The sequence below is a fragment of the Clostridium bornimense genome (assembly GCF_018917145.1).
Classification (GTDB): domain Bacteria; phylum Bacillota; class Clostridia; order Clostridiales; family Clostridiaceae; genus Clostridium_AN; species Clostridium_AN bornimense_A.
This window is the reverse complement of the sequence record NZ_JAHLOD010000019.1, coordinates 46,837-63,597: the sequence shown is the minus strand read 5'-3', so window position 1 is coordinate 63,597 and position 16,761 is coordinate 46,837. Positions and strand designations below refer to the sequence as shown.

13 protein-coding genes and 1 riboswitch are annotated in these 16,761 nt (G+C 29.3%); of the genes, 2 read left to right on the top strand and 11 right to left on the bottom strand.

What is annotated here, in order from left to right; genetic code table 11:
• Positions 1 to 125 precede the first annotated feature (125 nt).
• The 4 genes from KQI30_RS08705 to KQI30_RS08690 all read right to left on the bottom strand — a co-directional run bounded on the left by KQI30_RS08705 (position 126) and on the right by KQI30_RS08690 (position 6,084).
• Positions 126 to 1,856: an oleate hydratase gene (locus KQI30_RS08705; RefSeq protein ID WP_216462914.1), complete on the bottom strand. Its 1,731-nt coding sequence runs from the start codon at positions 1,854 to 1,856 to the stop codon at positions 126 to 128.
• 501 nt (positions 1,857 to 2,357) lie between these two features.
• A complete protein-coding gene (locus tag KQI30_RS08700) occupies positions 2,358 to 3,725 on the bottom strand; it encodes a Na+/H+ antiporter NhaC family protein (protein WP_216462913.1) in 1,368 nt (455 codons plus the stop codon).
• 189 nt (positions 3,726 to 3,914) lie between these two features.
• Entirely contained in the window at positions 3,915 to 4,559 is a 645-nt protein-coding gene (locus KQI30_RS08695; RefSeq protein ID WP_437177724.1) for a DedA family protein, read from the bottom strand.
• Between the two features lie 235 nt (positions 4,560 to 4,794).
• On the bottom strand, positions 4,795 to 6,084 hold the full coding sequence (locus KQI30_RS08690; protein WP_216462912.1) for an O-acetylhomoserine aminocarboxypropyltransferase/cysteine synthase family protein: 1,290 nt from the start codon (positions 6,082 to 6,084) through the stop codon (positions 4,795 to 4,797).
• 91 nt (positions 6,085 to 6,175) lie between these two features.
• Positions 6,176 to 6,277, bottom strand: a riboswitch (SAM riboswitch).
• A gap of 225 nt (positions 6,278 to 6,502) precedes the next feature.
• Between KQI30_RS08690 and KQI30_RS08685 the strand changes: the two genes are divergently transcribed.
• A complete protein-coding gene (locus KQI30_RS08685) occupies positions 6,503 to 6,922 on the top strand; it encodes a zinc-ribbon domain-containing protein (RefSeq protein ID WP_216462911.1) in 420 nt (139 codons plus the stop codon).
• Positions 6,923 to 7,252: 330 nt separating this feature from the next.
• Here KQI30_RS08685 and aat read toward each other — a convergent pair whose 3' ends face one another.
• Both aat and KQI30_RS08675 read right to left on the bottom strand, forming a co-directional pair.
• The gene (gene aat, locus KQI30_RS08680; RefSeq protein WP_216462910.1) at positions 7,253 to 7,897 is read right to left on the bottom strand and encodes a leucyl/phenylalanyl-tRNA--protein transferase; all 645 of its coding nucleotides are present in this window, start codon (positions 7,895 to 7,897) and stop codon (positions 7,253 to 7,255) included.
• A 31-nt stretch (positions 7,898 to 7,928) separates the two neighbouring features.
• Positions 7,929 to 8,399 (bottom strand): hypothetical protein, encoded by a 471-nt coding sequence (locus tag KQI30_RS08675; RefSeq protein ID WP_216462909.1) that lies wholly within the window; start codon positions 8,397 to 8,399, stop codon positions 7,929 to 7,931.
• A gap of 153 nt (positions 8,400 to 8,552) precedes the next feature.
• Here KQI30_RS08675 and KQI30_RS08670 point away from each other — a divergent pair, with 153 nt between their 5' ends.
• The gene (locus tag KQI30_RS08670; protein WP_216462908.1) at positions 8,553 to 9,047 is read left to right on the top strand and encodes a CarD family transcriptional regulator; all 495 of its coding nucleotides are present in this window, start codon (positions 8,553 to 8,555) and stop codon (positions 9,045 to 9,047) included.
• A 22-nt stretch (positions 9,048 to 9,069) separates the two neighbouring features.
• On the opposite strand, the gene KQI30_RS08665 is transcribed toward KQI30_RS08670, so the two are convergent.
• The 5 genes from KQI30_RS08665 to KQI30_RS08645 all read right to left on the bottom strand — a co-directional run bounded on the left by KQI30_RS08665 (position 9,070) and on the right by KQI30_RS08645 (position 16,744).
• A complete protein-coding gene (locus KQI30_RS08665; protein WP_216462907.1) occupies positions 9,070 to 11,277 on the bottom strand; it encodes an outer membrane protein assembly factor BamB family protein in 2,208 nt (735 codons plus the stop codon).
• Between the two features lie 434 nt (positions 11,278 to 11,711).
• Entirely contained in the window at positions 11,712 to 13,355 is a 1,644-nt protein-coding gene (locus tag KQI30_RS08660) for a glutamate synthase-related protein (protein ID WP_216462906.1), read from the bottom strand.
• A gap of 560 nt (positions 13,356 to 13,915) precedes the next feature.
• A complete protein-coding gene (locus KQI30_RS08655) occupies positions 13,916 to 15,385 on the bottom strand; it encodes a nicotinate phosphoribosyltransferase (RefSeq protein ID WP_216462905.1) in 1,470 nt (489 codons plus the stop codon).
• A 5-nt stretch (positions 15,386 to 15,390) separates the two neighbouring features.
• Entirely contained in the window at positions 15,391 to 15,936 is a 546-nt protein-coding gene (locus tag KQI30_RS08650; protein WP_216462904.1) for a cysteine hydrolase family protein, read from the bottom strand.
• 13 nt (positions 15,937 to 15,949) lie between these two features.
• The gene (locus KQI30_RS08645; protein WP_216462903.1) at positions 15,950 to 16,744 is read right to left on the bottom strand and encodes a ribose-phosphate pyrophosphokinase; all 795 of its coding nucleotides are present in this window, start codon (positions 16,742 to 16,744) and stop codon (positions 15,950 to 15,952) included.
• Positions 16,745 to 16,761 lie beyond the last annotated feature (17 nt).

Sequence of the window (16,761 nt, the reverse complement as noted above, 5' to 3'; positions counted from 1 at the left end):
AGCAGAATTAGAAGCAAAGAAAAAAAGAGCATCATGATAAATGCGACTAACAACGTAGTCGCATCATCATATATCTTTTATTTATTTTGATTGTCTACTTGACAGGAGTCAGATCACTTCTATAATTAAGCAAATGATTTTTTTAGTGCGTCTTTTAATACCTTTGGATTCTTTTTATATGGTGTTACTGGACAAATATTTTTGTGTTTAACATCAAATAAGGTGTATACAGCTATTCTCGCTGCACGTACTGAATACTCTTCAGTAAATACCATATCTTCTGGTATTTCTACAAATTGACTTATCATCGCAAAGTTAGTTGATCCTTCTGGTACAACTTGTGGACGATCTGTCATCTTACGTGGTTGGAATTGCGCATCTGTATATGGCATCATACATGGTATTACATTAATAACATCTTCCATAATTTCATCTATCTCATCTTCCATATGTAAATGATGAAGTAATTCTGTTAGCATTTCTTTACCTGTACAATCACGCATTGGCTTCTTTACATAGTCTCCAACATTTCCTGTATATAAACCATATCCCCAGAATATAGTAGTATCTAGTGGTTGATTCTTAAAGTGTGGTTGAGCTGCAACAACAATACTCATTAACCAACTTGAATCTTTGAAAGTCATAAGTGCTCCACTACCTGGTATATTTCCTGAAAACTTTTCAATCTTCTTTAATAACTTATTTCCTTTACAAGTTACAGTGAAACTCTCCCAATTAGTTTCCTCAGGATTTCCGAAGAAAGGTTCTGGGTTACCAAGACCTGGTTTCTTTTTCGCAATCTTACGCCATAACTCACCTGATATTGGTTTATCTATCTTAAATTCTGCCGGTGTATTTAAATCTCCTAATGTTGCATTATCTGTCATACAACCATTAGTCATAATACATACATCTCCTGGATTTAATGATATAACTTTTTCTCCATCTTTATCTTTTATATGAATAGCTGTTACTGTAATCTCTTCTCCTGGTTTAAAATCTAAATCTGTTACTGTAGCATTGATACTAAAATCAACACCAAAGCTATCTAAGTAAGATTTTAATGGTAAAATAACTGACTCATATTGATTATATGGTGTACGTGTAACACCTTCTAATGTTTCTATACGTGAAAATTCAAAAATCATACGATTCATATAACGCTTAAATTCAAATAAACTAGACCACTTTTGAAATGCAAAAGTTGTTTGCCACATATACCAGAAATTAGTTTCAAAGAAATGTGGTGTATCTTTAAACCAATCTTCTATTGTCATATCATCTAAAGTTTCTTCTGGTGTAATCATTAATTTTCCTAAAGCCATACGATCTGCATTATTAAATCCCATAGAAGTAACATCTTGAATAACTCCATATTTGTCAACTAATCTTGCTTGCGCATGTGTTGGATGAAGATGATCAAAATTAAGTATTTCTTCTGTTACACTTTTTCCTGGCATATCTAATGATGGTACTGAAGAAAATAACTCCCAAAAGTTTTCGTAAGTTTCTTCATTTAGCATTCTTCCACCACGACATACAAATCCGTTTTCTGGATCTCCAGCTCCATCATTACTTCCTCCTAAAATATGCATACCTTCTATTATATGAATATTTTCACCTTTAAAGCTACAATCTCTTACAAGATATGCAGCTCCAGCAAGAGATGCTAATCCTCCACCAATAAAATATACATGTCTATCTCCATGATCTTGGTATATAAACTTAGCTACTAATTTTTCACCATTTTCTTTAGTCTTTTTTGCTGCAATTGATGCTATAGCTGCTGCACCTGCAATTGCTCCAACTGTTAATAATACTTTTTTCTTATCGCAACCATTTTTCTCTTTACCCATAATAACCACCTACTACCTTTCAATTTGTTACATTTCTTATTTATTATTATAGTTTAAAGCATTTCTATTGTAATTATACAAATAATACGATTTGTATAATTTTCTATGTACTTTTTGTTAATAATTCACACTTGCCAGTTATAAGAATTTTCATTTACTTTATATAAAGGTACATCTTTCTTTGAAGGATTTCTACCTTGGCTTTGCCTAATATATCCTCATTTTACTAAAAGTGTTGTCGCACAAAAAAGTAAAATCAAATTACGGCAGTTTTTTCAGCAAAATAGAAGTCGGAGCACAAGTATGAAGGCACAAGGCACAGGTATGGATGAAATTCCCTTTAGGGAAAATTAACCTTACTTGTGCCCTGTTTTATGTCATAATAAAAGGAGGTATCACTAACAACTTTTTATTTGTTAGTGATACCTCCCTATTTTAATTAAATAAAATAATTCATCTATTTAATATTTAAAATTTCACCAAAAACTATCCAACGATAAATTACATTATCATTCCACAAACTAAAAAACCAACTAAACTAATAACTGCTGCCATTGCTGCATATGGAAATTGACTTAACGCATGATCCATATTATCTATACTACAGGACGTTGATGTAAGTACTGTAGCATCAGAATAGAAACATGCATGACTACCTAATGTTCCTCCTGACAATACTGCCGCCATTACAAGAATCGGATTAGCCCCAAGAGAAAATCCTAAAGGAATTATTATTGGTACACAAACTGCTGGTATACCCCAATTACTACCAGTAACAAATGTTAATATTGCTACAACAATAAATGCAACTGCAGGAAATATTGTTCCATTTAAGTATGGTGTAACTGTTTCTATAATATATGATGGAAGTCCAATATCATTAGCAGCTTGCTGCATAACAAAAGCCATGAAAACAATAGCTATTGTTGGTACCATACCTGCAAAACCTTCAATATATGTATCACAAAATTCTCCAAAAGACATCTTTTTTCTTGGAATATATAATAGTAAGCATACTATTAATGATGCTACTACTGCTATAAATAAATCACCCCATATTATTGTTATAGCTATAAGTGTTCCTATAGGAAGTAAGAAGTCAATAAGTTGCCCTTCTCCTTCTCCATATTTATCTACTAATTCACTATTATATCTTTCACTTTTATTACTATAAACCTCACCTGTTTTTTCTACTCTTTCATAAGCTGATTTCATCCTACCTAACTTAGGTACAACACCCAATATAAATAGCGGTACAATTATTACTGAAATCCAAGCATAAAAAGTAAACGGAATTACTTTTAAATAAGTAGCTATTTCACCGCCAAAATTTAGCTCTGGTATACCACTTTGCTTATAAAATACACTAGAATAAAAAATAGCCCAAGTTGAAAAAGGGAGTAAAACACAAATTGGTGCTCCTGTAGAATCGATTATGTACGCTAAAGATTCTCTTGGAATCTTCTTTTTATCTGATATTTTCTTCATACAGGCTCCTAAAGTCATTATATTTAAATACTCATCAATAAATATTAAAATTCCTAATATCCATGTTGTTAATAATGTCTTCTTTCCTGTATTACAATATCTCTCTAGCTTTCCTGCAAAACCTAACGTTCCTTTGGACTTAGCCAGTAGCGCAATTAGACTTCCAAATAAACCACATACAATTAAAACCCATTGGTTCTCTCCATCACCAGCTGCTCTAAAAAAAGCTTCAGACCACTGGGGAGCAAAACTAGGTCCATAAATAATTACATATGTAGCAATTGTCCCTAAGAATAATGCTTCTAAAGTTCTTTTAGTTACCAGTGCAAAAATAATAACTATTAATGCTGGTAAAACACTAAGTATACCATAATGATCCATATGTACTTCTCTCCCTTTTCATTAGTAAATTACTTTTACTTTATAGTTTATCCAATATAATATTATTAATTAATTTTTATTGCCTATCTTTTTAAACCAGATAAGATTTTAACATATCATAACCTAATTGAAAATATTATTTAATAAATTAGTAAAGAATAAAATTTTGTACATCGAATCATTATAACTTTAGCTATCAGCCTGACTTTTTACACTATACATATGCTTTATTACTTCTACTAAAACAGGTAATAATGAAATTAAAATAATTCCTACTGTTACTAATGAGAAATTATTTTTTATCACTGGAATATTACCAAAAAAGAATCCTAAAGTTAAAAATAAACTTACCCAAACAGTACCACCAATAATATTGAAAACACCAAACTTCTTATAGCACATCTTACCTATACCAGCTACAAATGGTGCAAATGTTCTTACTATAGGAACAAATCTTGCTAAAACTATAGCCTTAGAACCATATTTTTCATAAAAACTTTGAGCTTTATCTATATAACTCTTCTTAATAAATCTATTATTGCTATTTACAAGCTTCTCACCTAATTTCTTTCCAATAAGATAATTAGCTCCATCACCTAAAATAGCTGCTGCCAAAAATACTATTATTAATACAACTATATTCATACCAGATATTGCTGCTAGGGCACCACAAGCAAAAATAATAGAATCTCCTGGTAAAAATGGTGTAACAACTAACCCCGTTTCGCAAAAAATAATCAAAAACAGCAGTACATATATAAGTACTCCATAGTTATCCATTATCATAGGTATATACCTATCAAAATGTAATAACTCCTCAATAAAATTCATCATATAAACTAGCACTCCTTAACATATTTTTACTTATTATACCATTGTTTTGTTAACTTTATGTTAAATCTTATCTCAAAAATAGTATTTTAAAAAAAATATAGTAACTTTTTGCATCACAACATAGCAATATTGTGCATTATAAAAGGAACTGATATAATAATAAACCTTCATTTATTACTTTCACAGTTCCTCTACCAGTAACTATATTCTATAGTTTGTTACATATATTCTATTTTTATTCACCAAATGCTTGTCTTAAATCATCTATAATATCATCTATATGTTCAGTACCAATAGATAATCTAATTGTATTTGGCTTAATTCCTGATTGTAAAAGTTCTTCTCCTTCTAATTGTGAATGAGTTGTAGTAGCTGGATGTATAACAAGTGATTTTACATCTGCAACATTTGCAAGAAGTGAGAATATTTTTAATCTATCTATAAATTCAGTTGCTTCCTTTTCTCCACCTTTAATTTCAAAAGTAAAAATAGATCCTCCTCCATTTGGGAAATACTTATTATATAATTCTTTTTGTTTTCCTGTTGCTAATGATGGATGGTTTACTTTCTCTACCTTTGGATGATTCTTTAAGAACTCTATTACCTTTAGAGTATTTTCTACATGACGTTCTACTCTTAGTGATAATGTTTCTAATCCTTGTAATAATAAGAATGCATTAAAAGGACTAATTGTTGCTCCTGTGTCTCTTAATAATATCGCACGAATCTTAGTTACATAAGCTGCTGCACCTGCTGCCTTTGTAAACACTACACCATGATAACTTGGATTTGGCTCAGTAAGTCCTGGGAATTTACCTGATGCTTCCCAATCAAATTTTCCTGAATCAACAATTACACCACCAAGTGATGTTCCATGTCCCCCAATAAATTTAGTTGCTGAATGAACTACTACATCTGCTCCATGTTCTATTGGTCTAAATAAATATGGAGTAGCAAAAGTACTATCAACTATTAATGGTATACCATGCTTATGTGCAACTTCTGATAATTCATCAATATCTATCAAATTTGAATTTGGATTTCCAAGTGATTCAACAAATATCGCTCTTGTATTATCTTGTATAGCCTTTTCAAAATTACTTACATCGTCTGGATCAACAAATGTAGTTGTTATTCCATACTCTGGTAATGTATTAAGAAGTAAATTATATGTTCCTCCATATAAAGTTGTTGCTGCAACTACATGTTGACCTGCTGAAACTATATTTTGTATTGCATAAGCTATTGCTGCAGCTCCAGATGCTACTGCAAGTGCTGCCACTCCTCCTTCTAATGCTGCTACTCTATCTTCAAATACTCCTTGAGTTGAGTTAGTAAGACGTCCATAAATATTTCCACTTTCAGCTAGACCAAACCTTGCTGCTGCTTGAGCTGAATCCTTAAATACATATGAAGTTGTTTGATATATTGGAACTGCTCTTGCCCCTGTTGCTGGATCTGGTTCTTCTTGTCCTGCATGAAGTTGTAATGTTTCAAATCTTAATTTTTTTTCTTGATTACTCATTTAAAATCGCCCCTTTTTATTTATTGAATATCTTTTTACTAATAAATAAAAAAATGTACCAGAGAGAATCTTCTAGTACGTTAGATACATCCTCTTATCTCTTAGCTATTGCTACAGGATTTAGCACCTATGACTATTTTCACTAGGTTGCCGGGTTTCATTGGGCCAGTCCCTCCACCACTCTTGATAAGAATATAAGCTTTATCTTTTTTCCTATAAAGCCCATATGTTTTATATGTTTTCTTTGTGATTATTATTATATTGTATTACTTTTGCCGTGTCAACATATTTTAGAAATAAAAAAATTTTATTACAGTATTTTATTTCTATTGAATTTAACAATAAATTTAAATATTTGTTATAGGTATATATGATAAAATTATATATATCATATATTATAAAAATTGGAGGACTATAAATGAGAATTCTATCAGGAACTTATGGATTTGATATACTATCTATATTTCTTTTATTAATAAGCCTATTTCTTAACTTTGGAAGAATTCCAAGATTAATTAGTCTTGTTCTTTCTGCAATAGTTATATTCAGAGCATTTTCTAAAAATATTTATAAGCGCTCCCAAGAGCTAAATAAATTTACTTCTGCTGTAAACAATATATTAAGAAAATTTAATAAACAATTACCTTATATGACTAATGTTAGCTTAGAGCTTATACCACCAATGTTTACAAGACTTAAATATGACATAAATCAAAAGATAAAATATAAAATTGTTTCTTGTCCTAATTGTGGGCAAAAATTAAGATTACCACGTAGAAAAGGAAAAATAATAGTTACTTGTAAAAGATGTCATAATGAATTCAATTTAAGAACATAATTACAGTGCACAGTTTCGGTTAATTTTCCCCTATGGGGAAAATATTATAGTCCTGCGGACGGCAAATTACAATTGTATTTTTAGATGTATTTAGTTCATATATAAAACTATTGTGCTTAAGTGTTGTTTTTCATAAATCATTAGCTTCTATTTCAAGCTACATGAAGGCACAGCCTTCATTAGCCAATTGTGATAGTTCTATATCAAATATAAGTACCTTAAGTAAACTAACTTACTCTATGCACAAAATTGTTGCAATTAAAATCTCAGAAATTCCCCTAAAGGGAATTTCATCCACCACTGTGCACTGACATATACCTGTGCCTTGATTTATATTATCCCTTTCTTTATCATTGCCTTAAAACTGTTCCAATCTACAAACTCTCCACCCATGCTTTCTAAGTGACTAGTATACATTTGACAATCGATAAACTGAAACCCCTCTTCTTCTAACTTTTTTGCTAAAGCAATCAACGCAACTTTTGAAGCATTGGATACTTTAGAAAACATACTCTCCCCAAAAAAGCACTTTCCTATCTTAACACCATAAAGTCCACCTACTAATTCTCCATCTTTATATGTTTCTACACTTGAAGCAAATCCATGATTAAATAAATTAATATATGCTTCTTTCATATCATTAGTAATCCATGTACCTTCTTTATTTTCTCTTAATTCTTTACAATTGCTTATTACTGCTGAAAAGTCCTCATCAAATTTTACTTGAAAGCCACCATTTTTTAATACCTTTTTCATAGACTTAGATATCTTTATATTTTCTGGTCTTATAATAAATCTCTTTTTAGGACACCACCAAAGTATGTCTTCTTCTTCATACCAGGGAAAAATACCATTAATATAAGCTAAGATTAATCTATCTAATGATAAATCTCCTCCAACTGCTAATAATCCATCTTCATCAGCTAACTCTGGCGCTGGAAATACTATATCTTTATTCAACATATATACCGTCATGATATACCCTCTCTTCCTTGATTTATACTAATTAAAAATTTAATGTGTTATGACTTATACCTGTAGCAATAAAAATAAGTAAACTTGAAAGTACCCTATCATTAGCATTACTAATAGCTTTTTCATCTCTTTCTTCTCCTGTTACCGATGAAACTACTTGAAGCTGATCAAAGTTTATTTTAAGAAATACTCCTGTAGCATATAAAAATAACTTATTTGCTATCTTAGGAGCTTCACTAACATCAGGTGCATCTTTCATATAATTTGTACCATTTATCTCATCTAATAATCTTCCTTTTGAATCATAAAGATAATTTATATTCATTAATATAGCTAAAACAATAATATATATTGTATTTATTGATAAATTCAATACAGTAAGTTGTCTTATAAGTTCAGAATCCATCTTACCATTATATGACGTACTTTCTTCTTTATCTTCTAAATTATCCGTAGCTTCATTATTAGTTGTTTTACTACTTATATAATCATTATTACTCATTTTACTTCCCCCTATTATATAGCTACTAATCAATATATGCCACTTATTATAAAACTGTTTTTCATAGATAAAACTTTCCAAAATTAGCTTAAAAATAGATTATATGTTACAATACTAATGATAATAAATTATAATGTAAAAGAGGTAATGAATTTGTATAATACAGGTGACCGAGTTGTATTTCCTAATCAAGGAGTAGGAATAATCGATGCTATAGAATCAAGAGAATTTAAAGATACTATGCAAGATTATTACGATATTCATTTAATAAATAGCACATTAAAACTAATGCTACCATGTAATCGTATGGAAACTTCTAATGCACGACTAGTTTCTGATTCACAAACTCTAGATAAATACTTAAATAATTTCGATTACTTCCTATGTAATGGATGCCACTCTACAAATATAGATTCTAAACAACGAATCAAAGATAATAGAAGCAAACTAAGTTCTGGAACATTAAAAGATTATGTAGAAGTAATAATAGAACTTACTCATATTCAAAATGATTCTAAATTAAATTCTAGTGAGAAACAAATACTAAATAATGCTCGTAAAATTTTAGTTGATGAAATAAGTCTTAGTAAAAATTTAACTACCATTGAAGCTACTTCTCTATTAGACAATTCTCTTGCAACAATCTAAAAAAATAGATAGAGATTTTACTCTACCTATTTTTATCTTCACTATTCTTCTTTTTACTACTGAAATATAATACTACTATTCCTGAAATTAATATAATAACAGCTATAATTGCTATAAGTTCTTTTCCTATTCCACCAGTTTTAGAAAGTTTCTTTGAACTATCTTTTTTTCCGTTGATATCATCTTCTGTTAATGTAATTCCTGCAGCTAACTTCTCAATCTTATCCTTTGCTTCTTTCACTTTGTCATAATTATCAACATACTTTTTATCCTTACTATTTAGAGCATTATATCTTTTTATTATATCTTCTACGGCTTCTTTATCATCTAAAGTTATATTTTTCTTATCAATCTTTTCCCATATGTCATCTCTAATATCACTTACTTCTTCTCTTACTTTTAATATTTTATTTTGAAGTGCTAAAAGTTTATCCATATTAGTTATCTTATTCTTTTTTTCTTCAGACAGTTTTTGAACTTGATTATATACATAATATACTGCTTCCTTATCATCAAGAACTACATCTTTTTCAGAAGGTAAGCTATCTATTTTATTAATTATTTCATTAATATCTTTATTCTTTTCATCATCATCTAACTTTTTTTCAAGGTTTAATAATACATCTGCATTTGTTACTAATGCTTTATACCCTTCTGGCAAAGCATTATATCTATCAACTAATTGATTTATAGTATTCTTATCTTCTATAGTAATAGCCTCTGGTAAGTTATCAATGTCCTTTATAATATTTTCAACTTCATCTTTTATATTCTTTAATGATTCTATCTTTGTGATAGCATTATTTAAAACATCTATATTTGATACAGTTTTCTTTTCCTCATCACTTAAAGAATTATATCTATTCAATATACTTTTTATAGTATTCTTATCTTCTAGTTTTATTTCATTAATATCTGGCAAATTATTTATTGCAGAAATAATATCACTAGCTGTATATTTTCCGTTTTCATTTTCAAAGCAAAATAAATATCCAGAATCATTTTTAAAGTATATACTTCCATATTCATCTACTGCTGCTGATGCATTATTTGAATGTGGCTTACTAGTAGAAATAATTTTTTCATATCTTTCCTTATTATTTCCTTCAAAATCTTTAATGCAAAATACACTATCAGGACTTGATGAATTAAATACATATAAATATACTGTATTATTATTATCCTTGTTAGCATAAGCTGTAGTCAATATTGGTGATGATTTAGATGATATTCCCCATATTTGATATATAGTATTCAAGGTTGTCCCATCTAACACCACAAAATTTTTCCCACTACATACATATACTCTTCCATTATAAACTACTGGACTTGATACAGAATCTGTACCAATATTAATACTTATCAATGAATTTTTATCAAAAGTACCATCAGCGTTTACCTTAATTGAACATATATTTCCACCCTTAGTAGATAAATACATTTTTTCACTTGTCTTATCATAATGTATTGAACTTCTTACTCCATCACCAATGTCTATTGTATCCACTACCTTATTTTCCTTTAAATTATGAGAAACTACTTCGCCTTTTTCTCCTGCAAAAATAATATTATTACCTACGATAGCTCCTCCTGTTAGGTAATATCCCTTCTTTCCATCTTTAGGCTCATATTTCCATGCATAATCTTTTATTTCGTCACCCTTTTTAGTATTCTTATCTTCTACTGATAATGCATAATAAAATCCATTATCACCAGAATTACTAGATATACCACAATAAACATATCCATCATAATATACTACTGTCCCAATACCTTGAAGACTTGTATCTTCTATAACAGGACTTATCCATAATGGCTCTAAAGTTTCAGCATCTACACATTGTATTCTTCCATTATTAGTAGGTATAAATATTTTTCCATCACCATAAGCAATTCTCGAAGACCATGATATAGTCTCTGTAAGTGCCTTTGATAATACTTCTTTTCCCGTTTCTCTATTATATTTCTTTATATATGAAGAATCTGTAGCATATATATAATCGCCTACAATTATTGGATCACTAAATTTCCATCCCTCACCTACTTCTACACTCCACTTTTCTTTTACCTCTAATGACGTAGTAGGTGTTTTACTATCTGTTATTGCTGGATTTAAAACATTTCCTCTAAACTGCGTCCATAAATTTAAGCCGTTACTACCTGCAAAAACCACATTAGAAGTTATTACTGTGATTACTATACTAGCAACTAAAGATTTTATAAGCTTCATAAATCCCAATCCTCTTTTCTCGCAATTTCCTGTAAAATACTTCATTATATGCTTATATAGTACATTGTGCAAATTCTGATGTCAATAACGTCTAATTCCTTGTCATTACTAGTTTTATCGCTATTTTTACCATTGCAAATTTTTTATAAAAACATTACTTTTCATAGATAAAATTAGTAAACTACTATCAGAAAATTTATTGATATATATGTAATTTATTGAATATTATTGAAAATAATTTTTTGTTTATATATTAGCTAATTATAGTAAATAAAATTTTAACTTTAAAAAAATCCTATTTATTTTTTTATAAATTTTTTTATTTTGAAAAATCATATATAACAATATAAAAATTTATTACTTCTTTATCATTAATAAAAAAGTATCGCATTAACAAACTTATATCTGTTAATACGATACTATAACCATAATTACTATTTTCTTAAAATTTCTTTTGCTAAATCATCGCCAACTTCTGTTAAGAAACTAATTCCTGTTTCCTTTTCAGTTTCCCTATTAGCAGCAAATAAATCATCTCTTGATAATTGATCAATACTAAATTTTCTAGCACCTGCCATAAGTTGTTGAAGTCCAGCTGTTAACTTATCTGCAAGGGTCCATACACCTATTGCTCCATAAGGTATATCTTTCATAGCATCTGCTCCAACTTTTTCTTTTACTTCAAAATATCCAGCAAATATTTCTTCTGGAGATGTACCAAATTCATCAACAATATGTTTAGGTAATGCATCCCAATTACCATTTAATCTTTCTCTTCTCTCTGGATGAATAACTGATTCTATGTTAGCACCTAAGAATGCTGGAATCATTAATGCTCTACCCATACAAATAAGTTTTGTAAATGGAGCTCCAAGTGCTAATGCTTTAAATATATGATCTTCTCTTGCAAGACCACCGGCAAATGCCATATCAACAACATCATATCCTTGATCTTTTAATATCTTTCCATATTCATAAGCTTTAGAATGTAAGAATATTGATGGTACACCCCATGATTCCATCATGTTCCATGGACTCATTCCTGTACCTCCACCAGATCCATCGATTGTAAGTAAGTCTAACTTAGCTTCTGTAGCAAATTTGATAGCCATAGCTAATGCTTCCATACCATATGAACCAGTTTTTAATGTTATTCTCTTATATCCTAAGCTTCTTAAGTAATCTATTGTTTCCATAAAATCTGATCTAACTTCATCTGCAGAATTTAAATTTGTATATCCTAATCTACTATGTCTAGCAAAAGCTCTTATAGCACCAGATTTAAAGCTCTCTTGAACATCAGATTTTGTAGGATCTGGATCTACTATATACCCTCTTTCTTTTAAGAACAATGCATAATCTAATGAAGTAACTTGTATTTCTCCACCAATATCTTTTGCTCCTTGTCCCCATTTAAGTTCAATTATTACATCATCACCATATTTGTTTATTACATATTCAGCTACACCATTTCTAGCATCTTCTACATTCATTTGAATAATTATAGAACCATATCCATCATAATATTTCATATATGATTCTATTCTTCTATCTAACTCTGGCGCTTTTACAATCTTACCATTTTCAATAACTGCTGCTTTATCAACACCAACTACATTTTCTCCAACAACTATTGGAAAACCTACTAATGCTGCACCTACAGCAAAAGACTCCCAATACTTCGCTGCTATAAATGTAGATCCCAATGCTCCTGTCATTATAGGTATTCTTGACTTTGTTTTTACATTTTTCCCAAAAGAAGTCTCAACGTTTACATTTGGAAAAATACAATCATCGGCACTATTTGATAAACCATTGGCTAATCCATTAGCACCATAATTATATCCTTGAATTCTTAAGTTATTATAACTTACCCCTACATGATTAATATTTGAGCTTCCTGCTGTAACTCTACCGAAATCTCTTGGATATAACATCTTTCTACCTTTCATAGTAGACATCCAAGTTTCACATTTACCTTTACAATCTGCTCTACATAAAGTACACAATCCTGACTCTGCCGCATTCCCTCTATTTACGGTATTTAACACGTCATTACTTTTTTGATACTGAAACATTCCATTACCCCCAATAAAAACAATTAGTTTTACTATTAAATTATAACATATATAATAATATTTTCCTCTTCTTGAAAATATTTTTATTAATGCTAATGTAATTGTATTTTTTTATTGATAAAATATCAAAAATAAAGCTATTTCATTTACAAATAAGCAAATTATAAGCTATAGCTTTTTTATTATGTCAGAAGACAGGGCACAGGTTAGATGGCACAAGGTACAGTTAAGGCAGTTCACAAGGCACAGTTAAGTTTACAATTGTGTTTATAGATGTTTTTAGTGCATATATAAAACTGTTATACTTAAGTGTTGTTTTTCATAAATCATAGGTTCCTAGTCTAAGCTACATGAAGGCACAGCCTTCATTAGCCCCCCGTAATAGTCCTATATCAAATATAAATATCTTAAAAAAACTAACTTATTCTATGCACAAAATTATCACACTTAAAATTTCAGAAATTCCCCCAAAGGGAATTTCATCCATACCTGTGCACTGATATATACGCACCCTCTGAAAAAAAGCTGCTACATTCTCCTGTAGCAACTTCATCTTAACTTTAAAATTTATCATGCAATCTTTTTCTTATTTCATCTAAGCTATAATCTTTTATCAATTTTCCATTTTTAAATACACTTAGCAATAAATTATATTTATATTGACTTTGTTCCTCTATTGTTAATTGATCTTTATATAATATATCATCACCATCTCTATAAACATAGCACATACCTTTTTGAGACTTTTTAAAATTCCCTATATCTGTTTTAGGATCTTTAAAAATGAATTTTTCTTCTCCTTTAATAACTGCATGAGTAGCTTTTAGTGCAAATCCAAAAGTATCTCTAGTATTATATTGATAAGTATATGATCCAATACCAAAAACACAATTGCTAACAGCAAATCCTTTTTTCATTAACCTTTTACACATCTCTTCACAACGTTCTACTGTGATACTGTCACCATAAATAGTTCCTATATGAGAATTTAATACTTTATATCCTTTAGAATTTACTCTGCCACCAAAAATATCCCACAATAATTCTACTGTACCTTTATATTCTGGTGAATCTTTATCAGCAGTATCATCACCACAAATTATTTTTATAGGATCACCACTATCGCCTCTTATTACTACTTTACCATCTCTATTTAATATATCATTTTTAAGGTTAGGAAGCATAGAAACTATAAGATTCCAATAATCATACGTATCTGATACTATACTGATAACACCAGAAGGAAATACTTCATTTATAAGTCTTTTATATGCAGAATACTCATCTCTACCATAACTACACATAACACTATGCTCTGTTGATGGAGTTCCATATGCTACTTCTTCTTTTTCAATATCACAATTATAGTACTTTTCAAGATATATTATTGCCGGTATAGTTGCTGTACCAGTAAATGATAATAGATGTCCAGCTGCACTAGATTCCGCACTTTCAAGAGAACTAAAACCTCTCATACTAAAATCTCCACAAGCCTTCTTTGCATCTACATTTTCAACAGTTAATTCAAAATACTTATTTATTATTTCTCTATATCTATATGCAATAGTAGCACTAGTCATCGGTTGCCATATATGACAACTCATTAATGTTTCTAAATAATTCACAAGCCATGGAAATCTATCATCAGTATTAGTAATTTCAATCATAGGAGTTTTAATATTTACCCTTTCACCTTCTGCTACTGCCTTTATCTCTATAGGTAAATATCCTAAATCATATAATTCTTCTATATGTTTAGTATCTGCTGCAATATTTCCCATAGTTATTGAAATAATTCTCCTATACTCATTAATAACTTCTTCTTTATCCTTCTCAAAAAAATTTTCATTAAAGTATTCAATAAGATATTTTTTTATAAAAGGTTGTAATCCAAACATTACTACCTTATCTATATTTTCTTTTCGTGACATTCTTGGAGTCCAATAACTAACTAACTTAGTAAGTCCTTCTACATAACACATATGATGTATAGTCTTATAAAAATCTGTTAACAATAATGGATTTGTCATTTTACTCATCTCCTATTAATAACTTTAACTTGCAATGATTCTATTACATCTAATGCCTTTTCATGTAAGTTATCATCAAAACTAGCACAAAGACTAGCATCTACTACTAAATTTGAATTTATATACTCTCCTTGAAAAGCTACTACATTACTTATTACACACATGTTTGTAACTACACCAACAAACTCAATAATATCTATGTTTTCTCCAAGTTCTTCTTTTATAGAAATGATATCTTTTGGTGACAATGCAAAAGCTTCTTTTTTATAATGTAATGTATTTTCATTATCTTTATATTCTTTTAATTTTCCAAATAACTCATGACCTTCACTTCCATCTAAACAATGAACTGTTGGTAAATTCTTTCCTTCTCTAGTTTCTAAATAATTATCATAATGTGTATCATAAGTAAATAGTACTTTTTCACCTTCCTCAAGATACTTTGATATTTTCTCGCAAATACCAGTTTCTAAAGTTCTAGCTTTAGGAAATCCTAATGCCCCATCTACAAAATCCTTTTGATAATCTACTACAACTAATAATTTTTTCATTCTACAACACCTCTTATATCTTTTCTATCTCAATCTTTTCACAATTTTTGCTTAATATACTGTCAGTTGTATAAACCTTCTTAATCAAATCTGTTTTTAATATATCGCCATCAAAGATAGTATCTTCACAATGAGTTACAACTAAATAAATATCCTTTGCCCCTATCTCTTTTAGCTTTTCAGCAGTCAAAAGAAAGGTCCCTCCTTTTGAACATAAATCATCTACAATAATTGCAATAAATTCATTATCAATTTCTGCACTTCTATTTATCTTAAGAGATTTTATCCTACCTGTTTTAAAATCTCTCTCTTTAGTCGCTGTTAATATATTCTTATACTCTATCTGTTTACTGTATCTTTTTTCAGCACCAGCATCAGGATATACTAAAAATAAATTTTCATTTTCTAAACTTCTAATTAGCTTTTCTGCTAAATCTTTAGTTTTATTCACTACCTTTACTCTATCTAAAAGAGCAACGATAACATCAGAATGAGGTTCATAAATTGTAACTGTTTCAAAATTTAAATCATTTATAATCTTACAAATATACTTTAAAGTAAATACTCTAAGCCCTTCTGTTCTATCCATTCTACTATAAGGCATATATGGTATTACTAGATGACATTTTACCATCATTTCATCTAAGTGACTTTTTAAAAATATTAAATGTAACAGATCTGAATCGCCCTCAAATTTTAATTTTATAATATTTTCTTTATCACTAATTCTAATATTATAAGAATCTATAAGACTCTCTCCATTAGGAAAATTACTTATATTGATCTTTTCATTGTTAAAAAAAATCATATATTTCCCTCCTCTTT